This is a genomic window from Micromonospora marincola, from assembly GCF_056150385.1.
The window spans coordinates 87,168-112,229 of record NZ_JAXCFT010000008.1; the positions used below are offsets into that span (position 1 = coordinate 87,168).

General features: G+C 72.4%; 21 protein-coding genes. 12 read left to right on the top strand and 9 right to left on the bottom strand.

The annotated features are described in order from the left end of the window. Positions 1 to 7: 7 nt before the first annotated feature. Positions 8 to 1,339, bottom strand: a complete 1,332-nt coding sequence (locus SM450_RS18800; RefSeq protein WP_474621047.1) for a hypothetical protein — start codon at positions 1,337 to 1,339, stop codon at positions 8 to 10. Between the two features lie 211 nt (positions 1,340 to 1,550). Between SM450_RS18800 and SM450_RS18805 the strand changes: the two genes are divergently transcribed. From SM450_RS18805 to SM450_RS18815, 3 genes are all read left to right on the top strand, one after another. Then, positions 1,551 to 2,234 (top strand): HAD family hydrolase, encoded by a 684-nt coding sequence (locus SM450_RS18805; protein WP_474621048.1) that lies wholly within the window; start codon positions 1,551 to 1,553, stop codon positions 2,232 to 2,234. A 22-nt stretch (positions 2,235 to 2,256) separates the two neighbouring features. Next, entirely contained in the window at positions 2,257 to 3,042 is a 786-nt protein-coding gene (locus SM450_RS18810) for a DUF4184 family protein (protein WP_474621049.1), read from the top strand. Positions 3,043 to 3,413: 371 nt separating this feature from the next. Next, positions 3,414 to 4,091 carry an AMIN-like domain-containing (lipo)protein gene (locus SM450_RS18815; RefSeq protein ID WP_474621050.1) on the top strand — a complete coding sequence of 226 codons (678 nt, stop codon included), beginning with the start codon at positions 3,414 to 3,416 and terminating at the stop codon, positions 4,089 to 4,091. A 22-nt stretch (positions 4,092 to 4,113) separates the two neighbouring features. Here SM450_RS18815 and SM450_RS18820 read toward each other — a convergent pair whose 3' ends face one another. From SM450_RS18820 to SM450_RS18840, 5 genes are all read right to left on the bottom strand, one after another. Continuing rightward, positions 4,114 to 4,389, bottom strand: coding sequence for a hypothetical protein (locus tag SM450_RS18820; RefSeq protein ID WP_474621051.1), 276 nt, complete (start codon positions 4,387 to 4,389; stop codon positions 4,114 to 4,116). A 47-nt stretch (positions 4,390 to 4,436) separates the two neighbouring features. Further along, on the bottom strand, positions 4,437 to 4,868 hold the full coding sequence (locus tag SM450_RS18825; RefSeq protein WP_474621052.1) for a RusA family crossover junction endodeoxyribonuclease: 432 nt from the start codon (positions 4,866 to 4,868) through the stop codon (positions 4,437 to 4,439). 207 nt (positions 4,869 to 5,075) lie between these two features. Continuing rightward, positions 5,076 to 5,363, bottom strand: coding sequence for a ribbon-helix-helix protein, CopG family (locus SM450_RS18830; protein WP_474621053.1), 288 nt, complete (start codon positions 5,361 to 5,363; stop codon positions 5,076 to 5,078). Continuing rightward, on the bottom strand, positions 5,360 to 5,635 hold the full coding sequence (locus tag SM450_RS18835) for a hypothetical protein (RefSeq protein ID WP_474621054.1): 276 nt from the start codon (positions 5,633 to 5,635) through the stop codon (positions 5,360 to 5,362). Before SM450_RS18835 ends, SM450_RS18830 begins: the two co-directional genes overlap by 4 nt. A gap of 33 nt (positions 5,636 to 5,668) precedes the next feature. Continuing rightward, positions 5,669 to 6,247: a DsbA family protein gene (locus SM450_RS18840; RefSeq protein ID WP_474621055.1), complete on the bottom strand. Its 579-nt coding sequence runs from the start codon at positions 6,245 to 6,247 to the stop codon at positions 5,669 to 5,671. Positions 6,248 to 6,601: 354 nt separating this feature from the next. Between SM450_RS18840 and SM450_RS18845 the strand changes: the two genes are divergently transcribed. Genes SM450_RS18845 through SM450_RS18860 form a run of 4 tightly spaced genes read left to right on the top strand, consistent with a single transcriptional unit; the run spans position 6,602 to position 10,933 of the window. Then, positions 6,602 to 7,885 (top strand): ABC transporter substrate-binding protein, encoded by a 1,284-nt coding sequence (locus SM450_RS18845; RefSeq protein ID WP_474621056.1) that lies wholly within the window; start codon positions 6,602 to 6,604, stop codon positions 7,883 to 7,885. After that, positions 7,882 to 8,877: a carbohydrate ABC transporter permease gene (locus tag SM450_RS18850; protein ID WP_474621057.1), complete on the top strand. Its 996-nt coding sequence runs from the start codon at positions 7,882 to 7,884 to the stop codon at positions 8,875 to 8,877. Before SM450_RS18845 ends, SM450_RS18850 begins: the two co-directional genes overlap by 4 nt. A gap of 1 nt (position 8,878) precedes the next feature. Next, a complete protein-coding gene (locus SM450_RS18855; RefSeq protein ID WP_091066581.1) occupies positions 8,879 to 9,715 on the top strand; it encodes a carbohydrate ABC transporter permease in 837 nt (278 codons plus the stop codon). Between the two features lie 9 nt (positions 9,716 to 9,724). Next, positions 9,725 to 10,933 (top strand): ABC transporter ATP-binding protein, encoded by a 1,209-nt coding sequence (locus SM450_RS18860; protein ID WP_474621058.1) that lies wholly within the window; start codon positions 9,725 to 9,727, stop codon positions 10,931 to 10,933. 53 nt (positions 10,934 to 10,986) lie between these two features. On the opposite strand, the gene SM450_RS18865 is transcribed toward SM450_RS18860, so the two are convergent. After that, on the bottom strand, positions 10,987 to 12,090 hold the full coding sequence (locus SM450_RS18865; protein WP_474621059.1) for a winged helix DNA-binding domain-containing protein: 1,104 nt from the start codon (positions 12,088 to 12,090) through the stop codon (positions 10,987 to 10,989). Between the two features lie 296 nt (positions 12,091 to 12,386). On the opposite strand from SM450_RS18865, the gene wrbA reads away from it, so the two are divergent. After that, positions 12,387 to 13,004, top strand: coding sequence for an NAD(P)H:quinone oxidoreductase (gene wrbA, locus SM450_RS18870; protein ID WP_474621060.1), 618 nt, complete (start codon positions 12,387 to 12,389; stop codon positions 13,002 to 13,004). Between the two features lie 56 nt (positions 13,005 to 13,060). Here the strand turns inward: wrbA and SM450_RS18875 are convergent, their stop codons facing one another. Then, entirely contained in the window at positions 13,061 to 14,980 is a 1,920-nt protein-coding gene (locus SM450_RS18875) for a chorismate-binding protein (protein ID WP_474621061.1), read from the bottom strand. 234 nt (positions 14,981 to 15,214) lie between these two features. Between SM450_RS18875 and SM450_RS18880 the strand changes: the two genes are divergently transcribed. The 3 genes from SM450_RS18880 to SM450_RS18890 all read left to right on the top strand — a co-directional run bounded on the left by SM450_RS18880 (position 15,215) and on the right by SM450_RS18890 (position 19,731). Beyond that, on the top strand, positions 15,215 to 16,597 hold the full coding sequence (locus SM450_RS18880) for an FGGY family carbohydrate kinase (RefSeq protein ID WP_474621062.1): 1,383 nt from the start codon (positions 15,215 to 15,217) through the stop codon (positions 16,595 to 16,597). Between the two features lie 108 nt (positions 16,598 to 16,705). Beyond that, positions 16,706 to 19,312: a sensor histidine kinase gene (locus tag SM450_RS18885; RefSeq protein ID WP_474621063.1), complete on the top strand. Its 2,607-nt coding sequence runs from the start codon at positions 16,706 to 16,708 to the stop codon at positions 19,310 to 19,312. After that, complete coding sequence (locus SM450_RS18890; protein ID WP_281587778.1) at positions 19,309 to 19,731, top strand: roadblock/LC7 domain-containing protein; 423 nt, start codon at positions 19,309 to 19,311, stop codon at positions 19,729 to 19,731. The genes SM450_RS18885 and SM450_RS18890 overlap by 4 nt, the downstream gene beginning before the upstream one ends. A gap of 40 nt (positions 19,732 to 19,771) precedes the next feature. Here SM450_RS18890 and SM450_RS18895 read toward each other — a convergent pair whose 3' ends face one another. Next, positions 19,772 to 21,265 (bottom strand): GH1 family beta-glucosidase, encoded by a 1,494-nt coding sequence (locus SM450_RS18895; protein WP_474621064.1) that lies wholly within the window; start codon positions 21,263 to 21,265, stop codon positions 19,772 to 19,774. An 844-nt stretch (positions 21,266 to 22,109) separates the two neighbouring features. Between SM450_RS18895 and SM450_RS18900 the strand changes: the two genes are divergently transcribed. Then, the gene (locus SM450_RS18900) at positions 22,110 to 25,007 is read left to right on the top strand and encodes a glycoside hydrolase family 48 protein (RefSeq protein ID WP_474621156.1); all 2,898 of its coding nucleotides are present in this window, start codon (positions 22,110 to 22,112) and stop codon (positions 25,005 to 25,007) included. Positions 25,008 to 25,062 lie beyond the last annotated feature (55 nt).

A 25,062-nucleotide genomic window follows, 5' to 3' on the forward strand; every position in this document is an offset into this window, starting at 1 on the left:
GCTCCGGTCAGGGCAGCGGCAGGAACGCCAGCCGGGCGTGATACTCGCCGGCCACCGTCACGGTGTCGCTGCCGACCCACAGGCCACGGTCGGTGGCGTACAGCTCGCCGGTGCCGACCCCACGGTCCTTGGTCGGGTTCCAGGCCAGCGCCTTGCCGGTGGTCGGGTGGATCGCCCCGATGCCGGGTCGGGACACCGCCCCGGCGCCTGCCGAGTCCCGGCCCAGCGGGTTGTCCAGCCAGCGCTGGTGGCCACCCACGTAGACCGCCGCCCCGGTGATCGCCACCGACAGCAGGGTGTCCCCGCCGGTGTAGTTCGCCCAGGTCGGCTGCTTGCCGGCGGTCTCCGTGCCGAACTCGAAGCGGGACGCGGAGTCGCACAGCGTCCCCGGGAACGCCGCGCCTGTGGTGACGACCACGAACCAGGCGCCGTCCGCGGAGATGTCCACCCCGCGCATGTAGGTGGGCATGGTCCGGGCGCACTGCGGCTGGTAACGGGTCGTCGACCAGCCGGACAGCGTGGCGCCCGTGGCGCTCAGGTTCGCCACCGCGAGCTGGTGCCGGGCCTGCCCGGCGACCGAGCTGAAGTTGCCCACGAAGACCAGCCGCGTGCCGTCGGCCGAGACGTCCAGCGCCTCGATCTTGACCGGCGCGGTGACCCCGGTGGCGGTGACCCGGGCGCCTTCCAGGCGCAGGTTCACCGACGCGTCGGCGGCTCCGGTGGTCGCGTTCAGGGCGGCCAGGGCACGGCGGGTCACCCCGCCGACGGTCTGGAACGCCCCTCCCACGAGTAACCGCGTGCCGACCAGGCGCATGTCGTTCACCTGGTTGTTGAGCGCGGCGGGGGCGAACCCGGCGACGCGGGCGCCGGTGGCCGCGTCGATCCGGGCCACCCGGGGCGCGGCGACGCCGTTGACCGTGGTGAACGCGCCGCCGAGATAGATCGAGCGGCCGTCCGCGGCGGCGGCGAGCGCCTTCACCGTGCCGTTGACCGCCGGCTTGAACGTGGTGTCGATCCGGCCCGTGGTGGCGTCGAACGCCACCAGCCGGGGCATCGCGAGCTGCGCGGTGGTGTTCGCGTTGCGCACCTTGGTGAACGAGCCGGCGACGTAGACCCGGTTGCCGACCTGGAGGATCCGGTAGACCGTGCCGTCGAGGGCGTGCGGGGTCCAGGCCACGGGTTTCGCGCTTACCACTGTGGCGTGGGTGGCGTTGACGGCGAGGGCCGGGGACGCGGAGAGCGCGCCGGCGGTGGTGGCGAGCGCGGCGGCCACGGCGATGGCCGCGCGTCGCCGATGCCGGGCCCGCTTCGGAGGTGGTGGGGCGGATGCGGGAGTCATGGCCAAAGAATCCCGCCTGACCAGGGATTTCACAGTCGGGTAGCCGCCTTCCGCCGCCCGACGATCGGCTGGTCCGCGCGGTCCGTCCGGCGGTTAGGCGGGGCCCCCGCTTAACACCTCGCGGTAAGCGGGTGCCGTTCCTCTACCAAAAGCGTTAAGCGGGGCCCCCGCCTTACACGTAGGGTGTGCGGGGTTCTGGGGGAGGAGTCCGATGCGATCCGTGCTTGTCTTCGACGCCGACGACACGCTCTGGGAGAACAACGTCCTCTTCGAGCGGGTGATCGAGGACTTCCTCACCTGGCTCGATCATCCGACGCTGGACCGGGCGCAGATCCGGGCCGTGCTCGACGACGTCGAGCGCGCCAACGCCGTGGCGCACGGCTACGGCAGCAAGATCTTCCTGCGCAGCCTGGGCGAGTGCCTGGAGAAGCTGCGCGAGCGTCCTGCCACCGAGGCGGAACGCGCCGACATCGAGCGACTCGCGGCGGCGTTGGCCGGGCACCAGGTCGAGCTGATGCCGGGGGTCGCGGAGACGCTCGACGACCTCGGCACCCGCCACGACCTGCTGCTGCTCACCAAGGGTGAGCGCGAGGAGCAGCAGCGCAAGCTCGACGCCTGTGGGCTGCTGCACCACTTCCGCGCGGCGCACATCGTGCCGGAGAAGGACGCGGACACCTACCGCTGGCTGGCCCGCGAGCACGCCTTCGACCCGGCCGACGCCTGGATGATCGGCAACTCCCCGCGTTCGGACATCCTGCCCGCCCGGGCCGCCGGCATGAACGCGGTCTTCATCCCCAATGAGAACACCTGGGTGCTGGAGCACGAGGAACTGGACCCGACCGACGGCGGGGTGATCCGGCTCGCCGCGTTTCCCGACCTGCTCCGGCACTTCTGAGTCGACCGGTACCGTCCGGAATGTGCCGCTCACGTTTCCCTCGCACCTGGCGCCGGTGCTGCCGCTGAAGCGGTGGCGACCGCACTGGTTCGACGGGGTGGCACTGGCCACCGGCGCGGTGGCGCCGGACGTCGGCTACCTGTTCAGCGGCACCCGCTTCGACGTGGGGATGCGGACGCACACGCTCGGCGGGCTGCTGTGGTGGTGCCTGCCGGTCGCGCTCGGGTACGCCTGGCTCGTCCGCCGGGTGGTCGCCGGCATCGCCGTGCACCTGCCCGCGCCGCGTCTGTTCGGCTGGCCGCGGTACGCCGCGTTGGCCGGGGTGCGGCACCCGTGGCAGGTCACCGTCTGCTCGGCGCTGATCGGCGCGTTCAGCCACGTCGGTTGGGACCGGATCAGCCACAGCGAGCGCCTGCCGCGGCTGCTCGGCATCGCCGACTTCCACGCCCTGACCGGGCTGTACTGGTGGCTGTTCGCGGACGTGTTCACAAGTCTCGGCGGCGGGCTGCTGGTGCTCGCCCTGGCGCTGGACGCGGCCCGGCGCGGCGCGGTCCTCGACGGGCCCCGCCCACCCGCCCCGGCGGCGAACCCGCTCGTGTTCTGGCGGGTGACGCTTGCGGTCACCGGCCTCGGGGCGCTGCTGCTGCCGGGGTTGCCGTCGGCCACCGTCCCCGCGCCGGCCGGCGTACGCGTGCTGCATCTCGGCGCGTTGGCGCTCATCGCCGGCGCCGCCGCGGCGCGGTCCGCGCCGCACCGGGAGACCGACCGGGACCACCTTCTCGACAACGAACAGCGCCCCGTCTGCTGACCCCGTTACGTCGACATGCCGCACTTCGGCATAGATATCAATCACAGTCGTGCGATGCCTGCCGACGCTTGTCCGACCTACCCGGACCTGCTTAACCTGGGCCGGCGTCCACGCCTCGTCGGGGTGAGTCGGGGGCGCACCGGAGTCCGGTGGTGACAGCACCGTGGAGCTGAGTGCGGGCAGACCGGCTCGCCGTGAGGGCCCGGCGTGCGCGGCGTGCCCCGCCCGCCGCGTCTCTTCACGGCGAAGACCGATACCACGTCGGACGGCCGGGGTCAGGGCCGGGGAGTTGCGGACCCGGCCCTGACCCGTCCGGCCGACGTCGGGCGTCACCCTCTGGTGCGTTGGTCGTCACGGAGCGACACTGAGTCATGGCACTTCCGCGCGTACCGCTGCTCGCCGGCCTGGTCGTGCTGCTCGCGGCGGCCTGCACGACGACCGGCCACGACGGCGCACCGCCGGCGACCTCGGCGCCGGCCACGACAACCGTCGCGCCGCCCTCCGCCGCCGCCCCGCCGGTGCCGACCGACGCCGCCGCGCCCGCCGCGTCCCCGCGGGTGACCTGGGGCTGGGCGGTGCCCGACCGCCCCGCCCGGGTGACGCACCAGGTGCGGGCGCCGGTCACCCCGGGGAAGCCGCTGCCCGTCCTGGTGGCGGTTGAGGCCGGGGACCATCCGGCGGAGGGGTTCAGCCGGATCACCTTCGCCTTCCGCGGCCCCACCCCGTCCTACCAGGTCGGATACGTGGCGCAGGTGGTGACCGAGGGGCGGGGCGCGCCCGTCGAGCTGCCCGGCACGGCGTTCCTGTCGGTGCGGTTCTCCCCGGCGCAGGCGCACGACGCGCGCGGTGGCGGGACCGCGCACGTACCGCCGGCGGTCATCGACTATCCGACCCTGCTCGGCTGGGCCGCGGCCGGCGACTTCGAGGGGCACCTCAGCTTCGGGCTCGGCCTGCGGATGCCGGAGGGCGGGCCGGTGCCGGTGCGGTTGGGTGAGTCCACCCGCCCGGACGGCGCCCACGTCGTCTCCGTCGACGTCCGACGGAGTTGACCACCGCCCGGTGCGGACGAACTCAGTTGATCTCGCCTCGGACGATCGCCACCGCCACCCGGCAGAACTCGTCCATGTCCGGCGTGAAGCCGGCGGCGATGTCCGGGTGCAGGCCGGAGCGGGTCTCGTCGAGCAGCCGACGGCAGACGTCCTCCACGGGCTCGCCCGCGTAGCTGGCGCGGACCCGTTCTGTGGCCGCCTGCAGGGCCGAGGTCAGCTGATCCTCAAGCGGGCCGCGCAGCTTCTGCTGCACCGGATCGAGCCCGCTCGGATCGAGCGTGACATGTGGCTCCGACATCGGCGCTCCCTTCGTCGGCGTCCGCGGTACCCCACCGCGGACGTCGGTCAAACCATCGTCGGTACGGCCGCCAACCGGACCAGGTACGAGAATTCCTCCGCCGGCTCCTCCGCGTACGACAGTCGGCGGATCTGCCTGTCGTCGGACCAGAGGGCGACGTCGACGAGCACCCCGAGGTGGGCCAGGCCGATGTTCGCGACTCGCTTCTTGTCCTGGAGCACCGCGCACACGCCGCCGAGCAGGGTGCTGGCGTCGGAGGTGCGGTGCCCGGGCGGGCAACGCAGGGTCAGGTCCACCTCGATCGGCCCGGCGAGCGGGGTCCACCCGGTGCGCTGGGCCGCCGTGCAGGCGGCCTGGAGCAGGGTGCGGACCCTCGTCGCCTGTCGGTGCCCGGCGGCGAAGATGGACAGGGCCTCGGTCTTGACCGGGGGCAGGCCGCTCACCTCGAACGTCAGGGTGAGAACGCGGGTGTCCTGCACGACGGCACCTCCTCCTGGGGAGAATCCTGCCCAACCGGTACGCGCGCAGGCGGAGGTTCGGGGGAGAACCAACCGATCGGGCGGGCTGTGGGGGACAGCCGGCGGCGGGTCGACATCGACGGCGACGCGCTGGCCACGGAGTAAGGGAAACGCTAGTCCAGTCCGTTGACGCTGGGTAGTCTCACCGTTCACCTGATGGGACGACGCTCACGCCGCCTCTCCGGCGTGCCGGGCCAGGTACTCGTCGATCGCCCTGCGGATCAGGCCGGAACGGCCACCCTTGTCGTTGCCGGCAAGTTCGTCGAGCCGCCGGACGATCGTCGAGGGAAGCCTGACTCCGGTCACCACCATCGGCACGCTCTCCGGCGCGGGCGCCGGCCCGAGGTCGGGTCCGCGGGTCGCGTCCCGCAGCAGCACGGAGATGTCGCCGCCCCGGTCGAAGTAGGCCACCAACTCCTCGCGGCTCATCGTCCGCGGATCACGGTCAGCGCTCATCGCGTTCCCTCCATCCACTGCTTGACCTCATCGGGGGTGGCCAACCGTACGGCGAGGATCCCGTAGCTGTTGACCTTCCCGATCCGCTCGCAGAGAACCATGATCACTCGGGCGGTGTCCGCCAAGCCCGCCACGGCCAGCAGCAAGGTTCCGATGTGGGTCTCGATCCGTTGCGGTGAGTAGAGCGCTTCGACCGCCTCCTGTTCCGAGACGTCGTGGCGGGCGGCGCTTGCCTTGCCGGCGTCGGTCCACGCGTACTCACGCTCTATCACGAGGGCAGCGTACAACGCGTAAAACGCCAGTGGTCAGCGGCGGGCGCGCTTGAGTTCGTGGAACGTGTCCAGGCGCATCAGCGGCAGCATCGAGTCCCAGATCGTCAGCGCGTCCTCGGTGCCCGGGACCTCGGTGATGATCGGACCGTGGATGCCCCGGGAGGCGTCCGGCACCATCAGCACCGGCGAGCCGATGTCCGGTCCGGCCGAGCCGTACGCCAGCGCGTGCGACTCGTGCACCGCCGCGTCCCAGCGTTCGTCGTCGAGCGCCGGCGCCGCGTCCGTCAGCCCGGCCGCCTCCACCGCCGCCGCGACGATCTTGTCGCCGAGCGGGTTGCCCGCGTCGTGGCTGCGCGCCCCCACCTCGGTGTAGAGCCGGCCCGCGTCGTCGTGCCGGTCCTGCGCGCGCAGCGCCTCCACCAGCCGCAGCACCCGGTGGGAGGCCGCCATCGGCTCGGCGAACTCCGGGGGAACCTGCCCGTCGTTGAGGATCGCCAGGCTGAACGCCCGCCACTGCACGCGCAGCCCGCGCGCCTGCGCGACGGCGACCAGCCAGCGGGAGGTCCGCCAGGTCCAGGGGCAGACGGGGTCGAAGAAGAAGGTGGCGTCCATCCCCCCAACCTAGGCGCGGTCGCGGCGGCGCGCAGCGCGGCGTGACCGTCACGTGACCGTGATGTTTCGCGTCGTGGCAGGTCGGGCACGTTCAGCCGCACGAAACGCCCGAGGCGTCGGGCGCACGGGCCGGTGCCTCGCCGTATCGCCGTGCGCCGGGGGGCGCGGTCGCGGCGGCGCGCAGCGCGGCGTGACCGTCACGTGACCGTGATGTTTCGCGTCGTGGCAGGTCGGGCACGTTCAGCCGCACGAAACGCCCGAGGCGTCGGGCGCACGGGCCGGTGCCTCGCCGTATCGCCGTGCGCCGGGGCACGGGTGAACTCCCCGGCTCTCGCCGAAGAGAGGGGGAGGGTGATGACGACAGTCCCCGACACGGCCGCACGGCGGCCGGCCGGACGCGCGGTGGCGGCAGCCGCCGTGCTCGCGCTTGTGGCCCCGCTGGCCGCCTGCGGGTCCGGCGGCGACGGTGGCCCGCCGACGATCAACCTGTACTACCCGCCGGAGCAGAACCTGCAGAAGGTGGTCGACGACTGCAACGCGCAGGCGCAGGGGCGGTACCGGATCACCTACCGGGTGCTGCCGCGTGAGGCCGACGAGCAGCGGGTGCAGATGGTCCGGCGGCTGGCGGCGCAGGACAGCGGCATGGACGTGCTCGGCCTGGACGTCACCTGGACCCAGGAGTTCGCGAGCGCGGACTGGATCCGGGAGTGGACCGGCCAGGACAAGGCCGAGGCGGAGCAGGGCACGCTCGCCGGGCCGCTGGACACCGCCCGGTACGAGGACAAGCTCTACGCCGCGCCGAAGAACACGAACGTGCAGTTGCTGTGGTACCGCGCCGACCTGGTGCAGGAGCCGCCGAAGACCTGGGACGAGATGATCTCGGCGGCCCAGCGGCTCAAGGAGCAGAACAAGCCCTACCGGGTGCTCACCATGGGCGCGCAGTACGAGGGCCTGGTGGTGCTCTACAACACGCTTGCCGAGAGCGCCGGCGGCAAGATCCTGAGCGACGACGGCAAGAAGGCGGTGATGGACGCCGGCACCGTACGCGCGCTGGAACAGCTCAAGACGTTCGCCACGTCGGGCGTGACCTCGCCGTCGTTCAGCAACGCGACCGAGGACCCGGTCCGGTTGGAGTTCCAGTCCGGCGGCGGCGCGTTCCAGGTGAACTGGCCGTTCGTCTACCCGGCCATGCAGGAGGCCAGCCCGGAGCTGGCCAAGGACGTGAAGTGGGCGCGGGTGCCGGGCATCGACGCGAACACCCCGAGCAAGGTCACCATCGGCGGGGTCAACCTGGCGGTGAGCACGTACTCGAAGCACCCGACCGAGGCGTTCGAGGTGGCCCGGTGCCTGCGCGACGCGGAGCACCAGAAGTTCTCCGCGGTCAACGACGGCGTGCCGCCGACCATCGAGTCGGTCTACGACGACCCGGAGATGGCCGAGGCGTACCCGATGAAGGAAACCATCCTGGATGAGCTGAAGGAGCCGGCGGTGCGCCCGCTGACCCCGGCCTACCAGAGCATCTCCACGGTGATGTCGGCGATCCTCTCGCCGCCGTCGGGCATCAACCCCGAGAAGACCGCGGACGAGCTGCGCAAGGCCATCGCCGACGCGCTGGAGTCGAAGGGGGTCCTGCCATGAGCGTGAACGCCACTCCGGCCGGCGCGGAGGCCGCCGCCGAGGCGGAGCAGCCGACCGGCGGGCACGCCGCGGTCCCCGCCCAGCGGTCCCGCCGCGGCTCCGCCGCCCCGCTGAGCGACAACAAGCGCGCCGAGCGTCGCCTCGGCTGGCTGCTGTGCGCGCCCGCCGCGCTTGTCATGGTGCTTGTCACCGCGTACCCGATCCTGTATTCGATCTGGCTCTCCCTCCAGCGGTTCGACCTGCGCTTTCCCGACGAGCGGAAGTTCGTCGGGTTGGAGAACTACATCACCGTGCTGAGCAACCAGTTCTGGTGGACCGCGTTCGGGGTGACCGTGCTGATCACGGTGGTCACCGTCGCGGTCGAGCTGGTGCTCGGCATGGGCCTGGCGCTTGTCATGCACCGGACGCTCGTCGGCCGGGGCATCGTCCGCACCGCGGCGCTCATCCCGTACGGCATCGTCACCGTGGTCGCGGCGTTCTCCTGGCGGTACGCCTGGACGCCGGGCACCGGCTACCTGGCGAACCTGTTCGACGGCAGCGCGCCGCTCACCGAGCGGGCCAGCTCGCTGGCGATCATCATGCTGGCGGAGATCTGGAAGACCACCCCGTTCATGGCGCTGCTGCTGATGGCCGGGCTGGCGCTGGTGCCGGAGGACCTGCTCAAGGCGGCCTCCACTGACGGCGCCACGGCGTGGCAGCGGTTCACCAAGGTGATGCTGCCGGTGATGAAGCCGGCGATTCTGGTCGCGCTGCTGTTCCGCACGCTCGACGCGTTCCGGGTCTTCGACAACATCTTCGTGCTCACCAACGGCGGCAACGAGACCTCGTCGGTGTCGATGCTCGCCTACAACAACCTGATCCGGGGCCTGAACCTCGGCATCGGCTCCACGATGTCGGTGCTGATCTTCATCACCGTGGCGATCATCGCCTTCGTCTTCGTGAAGCTGTTCGGCACCGCTGCCCCCGGCAGCGACGATGGGGAGAGGCGCTGACATGGCCGTGGAAACCACCACACGGGCGAAGCTGCGCTGGGGCGTGTTGGACGTCGTGGTCGTCGTCTTCGCGCTCGTCCCGGTGCTCTGGATCGCCTCGCTGTCGTTCAAGACCCCGGCCACGCTCACCGACGGCAAGTTCTGGCCGCGGGAGTGGACGCTTGAGAACTACCGGACGATCTTCGACACCGACCAGTTCGTCCGGGCCCTGATCAACTCGATCGGCATCGCGTTGATCGCCACCGCGATCGCGGTGGTGCTCGGCACGATGGCCGCGTACGCGATCTCCCGGCTGGACTTCCCCGGCAAGAAGCTGCTGGTCGGGGTCTCCCTGCTGATCGCGATGTTTCCCCAGGTGTCGCTTGTGTCGCCGCTGTTCGAGATCGAGCGGCAGCTCGGCCTCTTCGACACCTGGCCGGGCCTGATCCTGCCGTACATCACGTTCGCGCTGCCGCTGGCGATCTACACGCTGTCGGCGTTCTTCAAGCAGATCCCGTGGGATCTGGAGAAGGCGGCGAAGATGGACGGCGCCACCCAGGGCCAGGCGTTCCGGCGGGTGATCGCCCCGCTGGCCGCGCCGGGCGTGTTCACCACGGCCATCCTGGTCTTCATCTTCTGCTGGAACGACTTCCTGTTCGCGATCACGCTCACCTCGACCGAGCGCTCCCGCACGGTCCCGGTGGCGTTGCAGTTCTTCACCGGCGAGTCGCAGTTCGAGGACCCCACCGGGGCGATCTGCGCCGCCGCGGTGGTGATCACCGTACCGATCATCCTGTTCGTGCTCTTCTTCCAGCGCCGCATCGTCTCCGGCCTGACCTCCGGCGCAGTCAAGGGATAGGTGGTAACAGTGGCTGACATCGTGCTGGACAAGGTGAGCAAGCGGTTCCCGGACGGGACCACCGCCGTGCAGGACGTCGACCTGGAGATCGCCGACGGCGAGTTCGTCATCCTGGTCGGCCCCTCGGGCTGCGGGAAGTCCACCACCCTCAACATGATCGCCGGGCTGGAGGACATCAGCTCCGGTGAGCTGCGCATCGCGGGGGAGCGGGTCAACGACAAGGCGCCCCGGGACCGGGACATCGCCATGGTCTTCCAGTCGTACGCGCTCTACCCGAACATGACGGTGCGGGAGAACATGGCCTTCCCGCTGCGGCTGGCGAAGATGGACAAGGAGACCATCAACCAGAAGGTGGACGAGGCCGCCAAGGTGCTGGAGCTGACCGCGCTGCTGGACCGCAAGCCGGCCAACCTCTCCGGCGGCCAGCGGCAGCGGGTGGCGATGGGCCGGGCGATCGTCCGCCAGCCCAAGGCGTTCCTGATGGACGAGCCGCTGTCCAACCTGGACGCCAAGCTGCGGGTGCAGATGCGCACGGTGGTGTCCCGGTTGCAGAAGCAGCTCGGCACCACCACCGTCTACGTCACCCACGACCAGACGGAGGCGATGACGCTCGGCGACCGGGTGGTCATCATGCGCGGCGGCGCGGTGCAGCAGGTCGGCCCGCCGCAGGAGCTGTACGACCACCCGCGCAACCTCTTCGTCGCCGGGTTCATCGGCTCGCCGTCGATGAACTTCCTGCACGCCAAGGTGGAGGAGGGGAAGCTGCGGACCGCGTTGGGCGACGTGCCGATCGGCGAGCGGATCCGCCGCGAGTTGGAGGCCGGCGACGCGCCGCGCGAGCTGATCCTCGGCGTGCGTCCGGAGCACTTCGAGGACGCCGCGCTGATCGACGACGAGACCCGGCGCCGGGGGGTGGAGTTCGAGGCGCCTGTCGACATCGTCGAGTCGATGGGCTCGGACAAGTACGTCTACTTCACCGTCGAGGGCGAGCGGGCCACCGCCGCCGAGCTGGAGGAGCTGGCCGCCGACGCGGGGGCCGCCGACTTCGCCGGCGGCGGGTCCAGCCTGGTCACCCGGCTGTCGGCGGAGTCGCCGGTGCGGGAGGGCGAGTCGCGCCGGGTGTGGTTCAACCTGGAGAAGATCCACCTGTTCGACCCGGGCAGCGGTCGCAACCTGACCCTGCACGAGGGGCGGTCGGCCGGCGCGCTCGCCGACTGAGCGAACCCGCGCCCGGCAGGGCCGGCGGCCGGCCGGCCACCGGCCCTGCCGGGTCACCAGGAGTGACGCAGCTCCAGCCCGAGGAAGGCGGCGTAACCGGTCAGGGCCGCGTCGACGCGGGCCCGCAGCCCGGCGTCGAACGGCACGAGCTGCCGCACGGTCACCGTCGCCGTCTTCGCCGTGAGCGTCCGCTTCCAGGTGCCGACCACCCGGCCGCCGCGCACCACGGTGGCCTGGAACATTCCGTTGTTGCCGGGCACCACGGCGGCGGCGTGCGCCGGGTCGAGCATCAGCGCGCGGTCCTTGAAGCCCAGCAGGTATTCGTCGAAGCCGGGCAGCGTGTGCAGGTCGTCGACAGGCGCGCGGGGCGCGTCGAGCAGCGCGGCGTCGACAGTCGCCGGCTCGCCGTCGACCTCGACCGGGGCGAGGAGGTCACCGGCCAGGGTGAGCGCCCGGGTCGCGTCGGTGACGGTCAGCCCGCTCCACCGGGCCAGCTCGTGCCGGGTCACCGGGCCGTGGCCGCGCACGTAGCGGTGGGCGAGCATCGCCAACGCCTCGTCGCGCTCCGGGCGGTGCGGGTCGGGCACCCATTCGTCGAGCAGCGCGAACGTCTGCTCGTTGCCCACCTGCGGGGCGATGCAGGTGATGCCGCGCTGGCTGGCATACCAGAGCAGGTGGTAGCCACGCTGGCCGGCGGTGTCCAGCCCGGCGGCCCGCAGCGCGGCCAGGCACTCGGCCCGGGTGAGCCGGCCACCGCCGCTCAGCGCCGCCCCGAGCACGTCACCGGCGCGGTCGCCGTCGGTGAGGGTGAGCCCGAGCTGCCGCCACCTGGCCGCCAGCCCGCCCAGCGCGCGGACCCCGGTCACGGCGAGCATCCAGTGCGCGTCGCGCGGGGGCACCAGGTGCACCGTGCCCCGCATCGGCCAGGTCCGCAGCGCCTCACGTCGTTCCAGCGCCGCGTGGACGTCGCCCCGGGTGCGGCCGGGCAGGCGTACGCCGAGCGACCACAGGCCGCTTGCCGCGTCCTGCGACTGCATGGCGCCGAACCACTCCACCACATCGGACACGCTCTCCGGCCGGATGGCCGGATGCGGGCGCAGCAGCAGGCTTGTCATGCGGAGCGCGAGCGCCTCGGCGCGATCGAGGCGTACGGTCACGGCGGCCTCCCGTCAGCGGCTGGACGGTCAGCATAGGGCCGGGCTCCGACAGCGCCGGGCGGGAGTGGACCCCTGATCGCGCTACGCCGGCACCGGTGCCGACGGAGCGCGATCCCCCGTTCAGGTTCCCGGCGCAGGGGCGGCGATCGGCCGGCGCCGGTGTGAACAGGATCCTCGGTGCGCGCGGCCGGGCGAGCGGTTCCCCGCGGAACTTGCGCAAATCTTGAGCGGCGTTTGACCAGGCAACTAACGGGTAGTCGCCGGAGCTTACCCCGATTCGAGGAGGAGAACGTCTGATGGATGGCCAGGTCAAGGTCGCGGTGATCTATTACAGCGCGACCGGTATCACCTACCAGATGGCGCAGTCGGCGGCCGAGGCGGCGGGGGAGGCCGGCGCCGAGGTCCGCCTGCGCAAGGTACGTGAGCTGGCGCCCGACGAGGCGATCCGCTCCAACTCGGGCTGGCAGGCGCACCGGCTGGAGACCCAGGACGTGATGGAGGCCGAGCCGGACGACCTGTCCTGGGCCGACGTCGTGATCATGGGATCGCCCACCCGGTACGGCATGATCGCCGCGCAGCTCAAGCAGTTCATCGACACCACCGGCCCGCTCTGGGCCAACGGCCTGCTCGCCGACAAGGTCTACACCGGCTTCACCTCGACCGCGACCTCGCACGGCGGCCAGGAGGCCACGCTGCTGTCGCTGTACACGGTCTTCTACCACTGGGGCGGCATCGTGGTGACCCCCGGCTACACCGACTCCAGCCAGTTCGTCGCCGGCAACCCGTACGGCGCGTCGCACACAAGCAACAACGGGGAGATCGCCCCGGACCACGTCGCGCTTGCCGCCACCGCGCTCACCGCCAAGCGGGCGGTGCTGACGGGCGCCGCGCTCAAGCGGGGCATGGCCGGCTGACCCGGCCCGGTGGTGGGCCGGACGCGGCTCTCGAACCCGCCCGGCCCACCGTTGCCCTACCCCCGATCCGCCGCGCCGTGCGCGTTCAGCGCCGGCCGGTCGAGCAGATGCCCGAGCAGGTCGGCCAGGACCGCCGTGCCGTCCCGGCTGAGCACCGACTCCGGATGGAACTGCACCCCGGCGAAGCCCGCCCCGCGCATCGCGTGCACCGCGCCGTCCGCCGGGTCGCGGGACAACTCGACAGTGCCGTACGGGCCGGTGAGCCGGTCGGCGTCGGCCCGGGCGGTGAAGGTGGCGTAGAAGCCCACCCGCCGGGTCACCCCGAACACCGGCACGTCCCGGGGCAACCCCTGGTAGGGCGCGTCCCGGCGGTGCAGCGGCAGGCCGAGCAGCCCGGCGAGCAACTGGTGACCGAGGCACACCGCCAGGGTCGGCCGGCCCGACACGAGCAGCTCGGTCAGCAGCGCCCGCAGCGCCGCCATCTTCGGCGCGCCCGCGTCGCGCGGGTCGCCCGGCCCGGGGCCGACCACCACCAGGTCGTACCCGTCGAGCGGGCCCGGGCGTGACCAGTCCCGGCGGTCGACCGCCAGGCCCAGCGCGCCGAGCTGATGGGCGAGCATCCCGGTGAACGTGTCCTCGCCGTCGACGATGAGCGCCCGGCGCCCGGCCAGGCCGCGCAGCGTGAGCGCCCCCGGCTCCCGCTGCCGCAGCCAGAACCGGGCCAGCGGGGCGTTGCGGGCGGCGAGCGCGGCGCGTACCTCGGGATCGTCGGCGTACCGGACCGTGGCCTCGGCGTTCGGCCGTGGGGCCTCCGGGCCGAGGCCGAGCGCGGCCAGCACGCCGGCGGCCTTGGCGTGCGTCTCGGCCACCTCGCCGGCGGTGGTGGAGTGCCGGACCAGGGTGGCGCCGACCGGCACCCGCAGCTCGCCGTCGGGGGTGATCTCCGCGGTGCGGATCAGGATCGGGGCGTCAAGCGTCTGCCGGCCCTGCTCGTCGCGGCCGAGCAGGGCGAGCACGCCGGCGTAGTAGCGCCGGCCGGCGCGCTCGTGCCGGGCGATCACCCGGCAGGCGTTCTCCATCGGACTGCCGGTCACGGTGGGCGCGAACATGGTCTCCCGCAGCACCTCCCGCACGTCCCGGGAACACCGCCCGGCCAGCAGGTACTCGGTGTGCGTCAGGTGCGCCATCTCCTTCAGGTACGGCCCGACCACCTGGCCGCCGTGCTCGGCGACCACGGCCATCATCTTCAGCTCCTCGTCGAGCACCATGTAGAGCTCCTCCACCTCCTTCTCCTCGTGCAGGAAGCGCAGCAGCGCGGACCGGTCGGCCGTCTCGCCCCGGTGCCGGAAGGTGCCGCTGATCGGGTTCATCTCCACAAGTCCGTCGGCGACGCTCACGTGTCGCTCCGGGCTGGCGCCGACCAGGATCCGGGTGCCGGTGTGCACCAGGAACGTCCAGTACGCGCCGCGCTCGCCCAGCAGCAGCCGGCGCAGCGCGGCCAGGGCCGCGACAAGCGGCTCACCCCGCACGGTCGCGCGCAGGGTGCGGTGGATGACGAAGTTCGCCCCCTCACCGCGGCCGATCTCGTCGGTCAGCACCCGTTCGACGACCGCCGCGTACTCGTCGTCGGTGCGGTCGAAGCCGGCGTCGCGGGTGCGCACCGGCGCGTCGGGCAGCGCGTCCAGCACGTCCGCCAGGGGGATCCGCCGGTGTCGCTCGACCTCCAGGAACTCCAGCGGCAGGCCGTCGTCCACGCAGGCGAAGCCGCGTTCGGCGATCTGCCGGTACGGCACCAGGGCCAACGTGCGCGGGCCGGCCGGGCCGTCGGGCAGCGGCAGGTCGGCCAGCCGGTCGGCGCGGCGTACCGGACCGGCGTAGAGGTCGACGTGGTCGGCGCCCTCGCGGCGGACGAGCGCGAAGGGGCCGGGGTCGCGGCCGGCGGCGACGGCGGCGAGCGGGTCTGACGGGCGGGTCATCGGGTCTCCTCGGTGGGCCGGTGGCCGCCGGTGAGGCGACCTGAGGATCCCGGGAGAGACCGGCGGCCGCCTCGTCGGACGGCCGCGTGGGAAGAGCTACGCGCGGGGGTGGGCCGCCGGGTCGGCGGGCCACCAGGAGGACAGGTGCGCGAGCATGACGATCACCCTACGCGATCGTCCGGTGCCGCGGAACCCGATCGGAGTCGCCGCCCGCGCCGGGTAGGTTGACCGGCGATGGACATTCTCGCTCTGGACCTGGGCACCTCCTCGGTACGCGGGCTGGTGCTGGACGCGGACGCGGTGCCGCGTCCGGGCGCGCTGGCCCGCCGGAAGGTGCACCTCGTCACCGGCGACGACGGCGCCGGGACGCTCGACGGCCCCGGCTACCTGGCGTGCCTGGTCGAGTGCCTGGACGAGCTGGCCGCCGGCGGGCACCTGCGGCGGGTCGGGCTGGTGGCGACGTCCGCGCAGTGGCACTCGGTGCTGCCGCTGACCCTCGACGGGACCCCGTCCGGTCCGGTGCTGACCTGGCTGGACACCCGGGCGGCGCCGCCCGCCGGGGTGGCCGGTCCGGCCGACCCGGACGACTACCACAGGCGTACCGGCACCTGGTGGCACCGCTGCTACTGGTCGACGCGGCTGCCCTGGCTGCGGGAGCGCGGCGGCGACTCGGCCGCCCGCTTCGCCGGCCTGGCCGAGTACGTCCTCGGCGCGCTGCTCGACGACGCGCCGATGTCGACGTCGCTGGCCTCCGGCACCGGGCTGCTCGACCTGCGTCGCCTCGACTGGGACGCGGAGGCGCTGGCGCTTGCCGGTCTGTCCCCGCGGCGGCTGCCACCGCTGGCCCCGGCGGGTTGGCACGGCCGGCTGAACGCCGAACACGCCAGGCGCTGGCCGGCGCTCGCCGACGCGCGCTGGGCGGCGCCGGTCGGCGACGGAGCAGCGTCCAACGTGGGTTCCGGCTGCGTCGACGAGTCCCGGGCCGCGGTCACCATCGGCACCTCCGCCGCGGTCCGCGTGATCCACGCGGTTCCGGCCGGCGCGGAGCTGCCGCCGCTGCCGGACCAGCTCTGGCGCTATCGGGTCGACCACGACCACGTGGTCACCGGGGCGTCGTACTCCAGCGGCGGGAACCTGTTCGCCTGGGCCGTCCGCGAGTTGCGGCTGCCGAAGGACGCGGAGCTGGAGGCCGCGCTGCACCGGGCCACCGGCTCCCGGCGGGTGCGGGCCGATCCCCGCTTCGGCGGCGACCGGCCCCCGGGCACCGCCCCGGCCGGCTCGGGCGAGCTGCGCGGGTTGAGCTTCGGCACCACCGCGGTCGAGATCCTGGCCGGGCTGATGGACGGGCTGTGCCGGTTCGTCGCCGACGACCTGACGCTGCTCGAGTCGGGCGGCGGCGACCCGGTGGAGGTGGTGCTCGGCGGCGGGGCGTTGACCGCCTCGCCGTGGTGGCGCGCGGCCTTCGCCGACGCGCTCGTCCCGCGTACGGTGCGGTGGCAGCGCAACCCGGAGATCGGGGCGACCGGGGCCGCGTTCGTGGCTCTCGGCCGGGTCCCGGAGGCGGCCGGCATCGTCGGCGTCGGCCCGACCGACGGGGACGCGGCGACGGACGTGTGAACGCTGACCGTCCTGCTCATGCCGTCCGGGCGGCCGTTGACACGGCCCGCTGACCTGGTTGGATGGAGCCCGCTCCCCGACGTGGTGGAGCGGACCGAGGAGGCGAGTGTGGGCGCAGGTCCCGACCCGGCCCGCGGCGCGGCCCCAGCGCCGCACCGGCGGCGCTCGGGGTTCCGGCTGCGGGACTGGCGGATGGGGACCAAACTCGCCACCGTGCTGGTGATTCCCACGCTGGCGTTCCTGGTTCTCGCCGGCGTGCAGACCCGGAGTCTCGTGGGTAGGACCACCACCCTGAGCGACTTCGCCGAGCAGGTCGGCATCGGCCGCCAGATCACCACCGTGATCGATCGGCTCCAGCAGGAGCGGGACCGCTCCGCCGGCGAGCTGGCCGCGCTCCGCCGGGCCGGCACCGGCGCCGACCGGGATGCCGCGGTGGCCGCGCTGCGGCCGTTCCAGGAGGCCACCGACCGGGCGGTGAACGAGCTGCGGACCGCGGCGGCGCCGTTGGCCGACGCCGACGCCGCCTGGCGGATCTCCTACTCGGAGGCGCTTGAGGCGTACGACCAGGTGGTGATCATCCGGGCCGCGGTGCCGCCCGCGGTGCTCTCCAGCGACACCATCCTCAGCAACTACCACCGTTCGGTCGCGGCGTTGATCAGCCTGCTGGCCGAGCCGTCGCCCGGCGGCGGCCGGCAGGAGCTGACCGAGGCGGTGCTGCGGTACGTGCAGCTGTCCCGGGTCAAGGAGCTGTCCTCGCGGATCCGCGGCGAGCTCTACGCCGCCGCCCGGTCCGGCCGGTACACCTCGGACACCCAGGTGACCCTGAGCGACCTGCGCGCCCAGCAGCTCACCGCGCTCGGCGCGTTCCGGGTGGCGGCCACCGACGAGCAGGTCCGCCGCTACGACCGCACGTCGGTGGACCCGGCGTTCGTCGCGGCCACCCGGCTGGAGGAGCGGACCCTGCCCGCCGGCGACGCGGAACCGGTGCTGCCCTCCGCGTCGCAGTGGTGGGCCGCCACCGAGCAGCGGCAAAAGCTGTTCGGCCAGCTCGAGGGCGAGATTGTCGACGACGCGGTGAGCCGGGCCGACGACGCGAGCGCCCGGCAGTTGCGCGAGACGTTGCTGGTGGCCGGCGGCATCGTCACGGTGCTCCTGGTGGCGGTGCTCATCTCGCTGCTCGTGGGTCGGTCGGTGGCCCGCGCCATGCGTCAGCTACGTGGCCAGGCACTGCGCATCGCGCAGGTGGAGCTGCCGATGACGCTGGAACGGCTGCGCGCGGTGGACCGCCCGGTGAGCGCGATCGCCGTGCCCCCTGCGGTGATCAACTCGCAGGACGAGATCGGCGAGCTGGCGGAGGCGTTCGTGGCGGTGCACCGCAGCGCCGTCGGCGTCGCGGTCGAGCAGGCGACGATGCGCCACACCGTCAACGCCATGTTCGTCAACCTGGCCCGGCGCAGCCAGGTGCTTGTCGAGCGGCAGTTGGAACTCCTCGACGACCTGGAACGCGAGGAGAGCGACCCGGACCAGTTGGAGAACCTGTTCAAGCTGGACCACCTCGCCGCCCGCATGCGCCGCAACGACGAGAGCCTGCTGGTGCTCGCCGGCACCGAGTCCACCCGGCGGTGGAACCGCCCGGTGGGGCTGGGCGCGGTGCTGCTCGCGGCCAGCGCGGAGATCGAGCAATATCAGCGGATACGCCACGAGAACCGCGCCGACCTGTACGTGGTGGGGCACGCCGTGGGCGACCTGGTGCACCTGTTCGCGGAACTGCTGGAGAACGCCACCGCGTTCTCCCGGCCGGAGACGGCGGTGCGGGTGGTGGTCGAGGCGGACGGGCCGGGCGCGCTTGTGGAGATCATGGACCGGGGCCTCGGCATGAGCCAGGCCGCGCTGGCCGAGGCGAACGCGGTGCTGGCCGAGCCGCCGGCGGCCGACGTGGGCGCCTCCGAGCGGATGGGCCTGTTCGTGGTGAGCCACCTGGGCGCCCGGCACGGGGTGCGGGTGCAGTTGCGCCCCGGCCGGGAGGGCCTGGTCACCCGGGTCCGGATCCCGGCCGGCCTGCTGGCGGAGGCGTCCGCGCCGGGCCTGGACCCACCGGTGCCGGCGCGGATGCTGACCGGTCATGCCGCCGCGGGGTCCCGGGCGCTCGGCGCGGCCACCGCCGAGCTGCCGGTGGCCGGCCGACACCCGGTCCGGCCGCAGATGACGCCGCAGACGACCGCGCGGATGGCGCCGCCGGGTCCGCCGGCGTTGCCGGTGTCGCCGCTGACCGGTCGGCCGCTCGGCGACGCGCCGGAGGCCGTCCCGGCCGGCCCGCCGCCGCCCGCCGGCCCGCCCGGGGTCGTCCCGCGCCCCCGGCCGGTGCCCGGCCGGGCCGAGGACGTGCTCGCCCCGGCCGCCGGACCGGCCGCCGGCGGCGGCTGGTTCTCGCGGCAGGGACCCACGTCGTCGGTGCTCGGTGTGACACCCCCGCCGGCACGGACGCCGGTGACCGGAGGGACGAACGAGCGGGGCCTGCCGGTTCGCGTGCCGATGGCCCAGCTCAGCGCCGTCTCCTCGGCGGACCGGCCGCAGCGGGCGGCGGCGCGGCACGACCCGGACCCGGAGGCGGTCGGCGGCATGCTCTCCCGTTTCTACGGTGGCGTGCGGCGGGCCGAGATCGAGGAGACCACGGAGATGTACCTGCCGCGCGACGAAGGGGGACGACGACAGTGACGACGTTGAGTCAGGAGGCACGGGACCTGAGCTGGCTGGTGAACGGGTTCGCCGAGCGGGTTCCCGGCGTGGCGCACGCCGTGGTGGTGTCCTCCGACGGGCTGCTGGTGGCGATCTCCGCGCACCTGCCCCGCGACCACGCCGACAAGCTGGCCGCGGTCACCTCGGGCCTGATGAGCATCACCGCGGGCGCGGCGCAGATGTTCGACGGCGACATCGTCAAGCAGACCGTGGTCGAGATGGGCCGGGGCTACTTCCTGGTCATGCAGATCCGGGACGGCTCGATCCTGGCCACGCTTGCCGGCGCGGACGCCGACATCGGCGTGGTCGGCTACGAGATGGCGCGGCTGGCCAAGCAGACCGGCGAGATGCTCACCCCGGCGCTGCGGGCCGAACTGCAACAGGCGCTGCCCCGCTGACGGGTGCCCGGCCGGCGGCGCCGCCGGCCGGGACAGATCCTCAAAGTCCGTTGCGGCGGATCACGTCGCGGTACCAGTGGGCGCTGCGCTTGAACACCCGCCGCTGGGTCCGGTAGTCCACGTAGACCAGGCCCCAGCGCTGCTCGAAGCCCTGGTCCCACTCGAAGTTGTCGAGCAGCGACCAGACGTGGTAGCTCTCCAGCGGCACCCCGTCGCGGATCGCGCGGTGCGCGGCGGCGAAGTGGTCGCGCAGGAAGGTGACCCGGCCGGCGTCGTCGATGGTGCCGTCCGGTCCGGGGACGTCCGGGCAGGGCAGGCCGTTCTCGGTGATGGTGATCGGCACCGGGCCGTAGTCGCGGGTGACCCGGGTCAGGATGTCGTACATGCCCTCGGGGTAGATCTGCTGCCACTCCGCCTCGGTGGTGGGCAACTTGCGGATTGTGTCACCGCCGCCGGTGACGTAGATCGGGGTGTAGTACTGCACCGCGAGCAGGTCCACCGGGCTGGCGATGATCTTCAGGTCGCCGTCCCGGACGCCACGGACCATCCGGCTGTCCGCGCCCAGGTCGGCGAGCACGTCCTGCGGGTACGCGCCCTTGAAGATGGAGTCGAGGTAGAGGCGGTTCTCGTAGCCGTCGTAGAGGCGGGTCGCGGCGGCGGCCTCGGCGGTGTCGTCGGCGGGATAGCAGGGGTGCAGGTTGAGCGCCGGGCCGATGCGGCCGGGCACCCCCGAGGCGCGTAGCGCCTGCACGGCGAGGCCGTGGCCGAGCTGAAGGTGGTGGGCCACCAGGTACGCCGCCGCCTCGTCCTGGTGGCCGGGCGCGTGATGACCCCAGATGTACCCGTTCTGCACCACGGTCTTCGGCTCGTTGACGGTCAGCCACACCGGCACCTGCCCGCCGAGGGCGCGGAACACGATGTCGGCGTAGTCGGCGAACCGTTCGGCGGTGTCGCGGTTCTCCCAGCCGCCGTCGTCCTGGAGGGCCTGGGGGAGATCCCAGTGGAACAGGGTGGCCATCGGCGCGATGCCCCGCTCGTGCAGGCCGTCCACCAGCCGGCGGTAGAAGTCCAGGCCACGCTGGTTGGGGCGGCCGGAGCCGTCGGCCTGGATCCGCGGCCAGGCGATGGAGAACCGGTAGCTGCGCAGCCCCAGCTCGCGCATCAGGTCGAGGTCCTCGGCGTACCTGTGGTAGTGGTCGGCCGCGACGTCGCCGGTGTCGCCGTTGCGGGTGCGACCCGGGGTGCGGCTGAAGGTGTCCCAGACGGACTCGCCCCGTCCGTCCTCCTTGGCGGCCCCCTCGATCTGGTACGCCGAGGTCGCCGCGCCCCAACCGAAGTCGGGCGGGAAGCTCAGCCCCCGGTCCGAGTCCTGGTCGGTGCGACGCTCGGGCGGCGACTCGCAGCCGCCGAGGGCGGTGGCGGAGGCCGCGATCCCGGCCGCGGTGGCGCCGGCGAGCCCGGTCCGGACCGCGCCGGCGGCGGTCGCGGACAGGGCGGCGCGGCGGAGCAGGCGCCGTCGGGTGAGTAACGACATGGGGTCTCTCCTCGGAGTGACGGGCCGCCCGGGGGGCCGGGAGCGCTCCCAGCATAGGCCGGAGGCGGCCGGCCTCGATTCCGGCGGTCGCGGCGCAGGGCGCGGCGCGGCCGGCGGGCGGCCGGAGTGGGTGGGCGGGTGTCGCTCGGGGGGCGGGGGGCGAGCGGCGAGGTGGAGCGGATAACGAGAAAGGCCGTCCGGGTGGCGTCACACGCCTGTCCCGTCGGCCTCTTTTGCCGTCGACAACGGGGGTTTAGTGTGGGGACGGGGGAGGGCAACCCCCGTCCCCACCGAGATGCACACACACACGACATGGAATTGGCGTCCGTCGTGTGTGTCGCGCGGGAGCCGGGCCACGCGAGTGGCTCTGGTTCCACCTCCCTCCGTATGGCGGGTGATGGCCGGCGGCGGCGTCCGGGCTGGTATCGCCGTCGGCCACTGGGCCGATACGCCGAGCACGGGTGTCCCCGGCGATTCAGTACTTACAATCTCCGTCGATGGAAGCGCTCCCATCGGCGATGCTGCGACTGTAACGCCCGTCACGGCTTTGTGAAAGCCCCTAAACGAGATCGAAACATGGAAGTGGGTGTCCGCCCTGGGCATTGTGGTGGGAGCGCTTCCATGGCAGACTTTCGATACGCGAAGCGGAGCCAGTTCGCGCGAGCGCGGGCCGCCGAGGGCACCCGGTGACAACCGGTGCGGCGCCCGATCCCCGGCACGGCCGGGACGACCACCTTTCCGGACGCCTCCGTCCCCCCGCGTACGCCTGTCGGCGCGTGGAGGCGCCCAGCCGGGACCCCAGAGTCCCGGCCCGGTCCGAGGAGACACCGCCCAGATGAGACTCATGGCCAGGCGTCGCCGCATAGCGATGCTCGCCGCCACCGCCCTCGCCATCGGCGGGGTGAGCCTGCCCGCGAGCGCCGCACAGGCCGCCACCGCCTGCGACGTGACCTACGCGACAAGCGACTGGAGCAACGGGTTCACCGCCAACGTCACCATCAAGAACCTGGGTGACGCGCTGAACAACTGGTCGCTGAAGTTCGCCTTCCCCAACAGCAGCCAGCGGGTGACCCAGGGCTGGTCGGCCAAGTGGAGCCAGTCCGGCAGTGACGTGACCGCGACGAACGAGTCGTGGAACGGCAGCCTGCCCAGCGGCGCGTCCACGAACATCGGCTTCAACGGCACGTTCAGCGGCAGCAACCCGAAGCCCACCGCGTTCACGCTCAACGGCGTCGCCTGCAACGGCGCGTCCACCAACCAGCCGCCGACGGTCTCCCTCGGCGTGCCGGCCGGCCCGTTCACCGCCCCGGCGGACGTGCCGCTCACCGCGACCGCGAGCGACCCCGACGGCACCATCAGCAAGGTCGAGTTCTACCGCAACGGGATGCTCGTCAACACCGACACCACCGCCCCGTACGGCTACGACCTGCTGAGCCTGCCGGCCGGCAGCTACACGGTGCAGGCCAAGGCGTACGACAACGCCGGCGGCACCGCGACCGCGGAGAAGTCGTTCACGGTGACCGCGGCCACCGGGCCGAAGCTTGTCGCCACGCCGTCGGCGGTGAGCGTCGACGAGGGCGGCAGCGCGACGGTCCGGTACACGCTCAGCGCGGCGCCCAGCGGCAACGTCCCGGTGAGCCTCGCCGTCACCGGTGACAGCGACATCACCGTCTCGCCGTCCACGCTGACGCTCACCCCGAGCAACTGGAGCACCGGCGTCACCGCCACCGTCTCCGCCGCGGAGGACTCCGACACCGTCAGCGGCACCGCGACGATCACCGCTTCGGCCACCGGCTACGCGCCGGTCTCGGTCGTCGCCACCGAGGTCGACAACGACACCCCGGGCGGCGACAACGCCTACATCAAGAAGTTCCTCGACCAGTACGGCAAGATCAAGAACTCGGGCTACTTCAGCCCCGAGGGCGTGCCGTACCACTCGATCGAGACGCTCATCGTCGAGGCGCCCGACCACGGGCACGAGACCACCTCGGAGGCGTTCAGCTTCTGGATCTGGCTGGAGGCCCAGTACGGCCGGATCACCCAGAACTGGAGCCCGTTCAACAACTCCTGGACGGTGATGGAGAAGTACATCATCCCCAGCCACGCGGATCAGCCCACCGCGGGCGCTCCGGGCACCCCGCAGTACGCGGCCGAGCACAACCTGCCCAGCCAGTACCCGTCCGCCCTGGAGGCGAGCGTCCCGGTCGGCCAGGACCCGCTGCGCTCGGAGTTGCAGTCCACCTACGGCACCGGCGACATCTACGGCATGCACTGGCTGATGGACGTCGACAACACCTACGGCTTTGGCCGCTGCGGCGACGGCACCACCAAGCCGGCCTACATCAACACGTTCCAGCGGGGCACCCAGGAGTCGGTGTGGGAGACCGTGCCGCAGCCGTCCTGCGACACGTTCAAGCACGGCGGCCCGAACGGCTACCTCGACCTGTTCGTCAAGGAGTCCAGCGCTCCGGCCAAGCAGTGGAAGTACACGAACGCGCCGGACGCCGACGCGCGTGCCGTGCAGGCCGCCTACTGGGCGCTGACCTGGGCCAAGGCGCAGGGCAAGGAGGCCGACGTGGCGGCCACCGTGGCGAAGGCCGCCAAGATGGGCGACTACCTGCGCTACGCGCTGTTCGACAAGTACTTCAAGAAGATCGGCAACTGCGTCGGCGCGTCCTCCTGCCCGGCCGGCAGCGGCCGTGACTCGGCGCACTACCTGCTCTCCTGGTACTACGCCTGGGGCGGCGCGTACGACACGTCGCAGAACTGGTCGTGGCGGATCGGCTCCAGCCACAGCCACTTCGGCTACCAGAACCCGTTCGCGGCCTGGGCGATGACGAACATCTCGGAGCTGAAGCCGAAGTCCCCGACCGCGGTCTCGGACTGGCAGAAGAGCATGGACCGGCAGTTGGAGTTCTACACCTGGCTGCAGTCCGCCGAGGGCGGCATCGCCGGTGGCGCCACCAACAGCTGGGACGGCAACTACGGCACCCCGCCGTCCGGCACCGCCACCTTCTACGGCATGTTCTACGACGTCGACCCGGTCTACAACGACCCGCCGTCGAACCAGTGGTTCGGCATGCAGGCGTGGTCGATGGAGCGCATCGCCGAGCTGTACCTGCAGACCGGCAACGCCAAGGCCAAGGCCCTGCTCGACAAGTGGGTGCCGTGGGCGATCGCCAACACCACCACCGGCACCAACTGGTCCATCCCGTCGGACATGAAGTGGACCGGCCAGCCGGCCAACTGGAACCCGAGCAGCCCGCAGCCGAACACCAACCTGCACGTCGAGGTGACGGTCAAGGGCCAGGACGTCGGCGTCGCCGCCGCCTACGCCCGCACCCTCATCGCGTACGCGGCCAAGTCCGGCAACACCGCTGCGAAGACCACCGCCAAGGGCCTGCTGGACGCGCTCTCGGCGGCGGCCGACAGCAAGGGCGTCTCGATGCCGGAGACCCGTGGCGACTACAAGCGGTTCGACGACGTCTACAACGCCGCCGACGGTCAGGGTCTCTACGTCCCGCAGGGCTGGACCGGGAAGATGCCCAACGGCGACGTGATCGCCCCGGGCAAGAGCTTCCTGGACATCCGGTCCTTCTACAAGAACGACCCGGAGTGGCCGAAGGTTCAGGCGTACCTGAACGGCGGCGCCGAGCCGGTCTTCAACTACCACCGGTTCTGGGCACAGGCGGACGTCGCCATGGCGTACGCCGACTACGGCACCTACTTCCCGCAGGGGTGAGGTGACAACTCCTCCGTGGGCGGGTGAGTGCCCGTCCACGGAGGAGGTCGACCCG

What these genes read in the sequence shown, in the direction of transcription:
- SM450_RS18800 (WP_474621047.1), bottom strand. Translation starts at nt 1,339, where the DNA reads ATGACTCCCGCATCCGCCCCACCACCTCCGAAGCGGGCCCGGCATCGG.
- SM450_RS18805 (WP_474621048.1), top strand. Translation starts at nt 1,551, where the DNA reads ATGCGATCCGTGCTTGTCTTCGACGCCGACGACACGCTCTGGGAGAAC.
- SM450_RS18815 (WP_474621050.1), top strand. Translation starts at nt 3,414, where the DNA reads ATGGCACTTCCGCGCGTACCGCTGCTCGCCGGCCTGGTCGTGCTGCTC.
- SM450_RS18820 (WP_474621051.1), bottom strand. Translation starts at nt 4,389, where the DNA reads ATGTCGGAGCCACATGTCACGCTCGATCCGAGCGGGCTCGATCCGGTG.
- SM450_RS18830 (WP_474621053.1), bottom strand. Translation starts at nt 5,363, where the DNA reads ATGAGCGCTGACCGTGATCCGCGGACGATGAGCCGCGAGGAGTTGGTG.
- SM450_RS18840 (WP_474621055.1), bottom strand. Translation starts at nt 6,247, where the DNA reads ATGGACGCCACCTTCTTCTTCGACCCCGTCTGCCCCTGGACCTGGCGG.
- SM450_RS18845 (WP_474621056.1), top strand. Translation starts at nt 6,602, where the DNA reads ATGACGACAGTCCCCGACACGGCCGCACGGCGGCCGGCCGGACGCGCG.
- SM450_RS18850 (WP_474621057.1), top strand. Translation starts at nt 7,882, where the DNA reads ATGAGCGTGAACGCCACTCCGGCCGGCGCGGAGGCCGCCGCCGAGGCG.
- SM450_RS18855 (WP_091066581.1), top strand. Translation starts at nt 8,879, where the DNA reads ATGGCCGTGGAAACCACCACACGGGCGAAGCTGCGCTGGGGCGTGTTG.
- wrbA (WP_474621060.1), top strand. Translation starts at nt 12,387, where the DNA reads ATGGATGGCCAGGTCAAGGTCGCGGTGATCTATTACAGCGCGACCGGT.
- SM450_RS18875 (WP_474621061.1), bottom strand. Translation starts at nt 14,980, where the DNA reads ATGACCCGCCCGTCAGACCCGCTCGCCGCCGTCGCCGCCGGCCGCGAC.
- SM450_RS18880 (WP_474621062.1), top strand. Translation starts at nt 15,215, where the DNA reads ATGGACATTCTCGCTCTGGACCTGGGCACCTCCTCGGTACGCGGGCTG.
- SM450_RS18895 (WP_474621064.1), bottom strand. Translation starts at nt 21,265, where the DNA reads ATGTCGTTACTCACCCGACGGCGCCTGCTCCGCCGCGCCGCCCTGTCC.
- SM450_RS18900 (WP_474621156.1), top strand. Translation starts at nt 22,110, where the DNA reads ATGGCCAGGCGTCGCCGCATAGCGATGCTCGCCGCCACCGCCCTCGCC.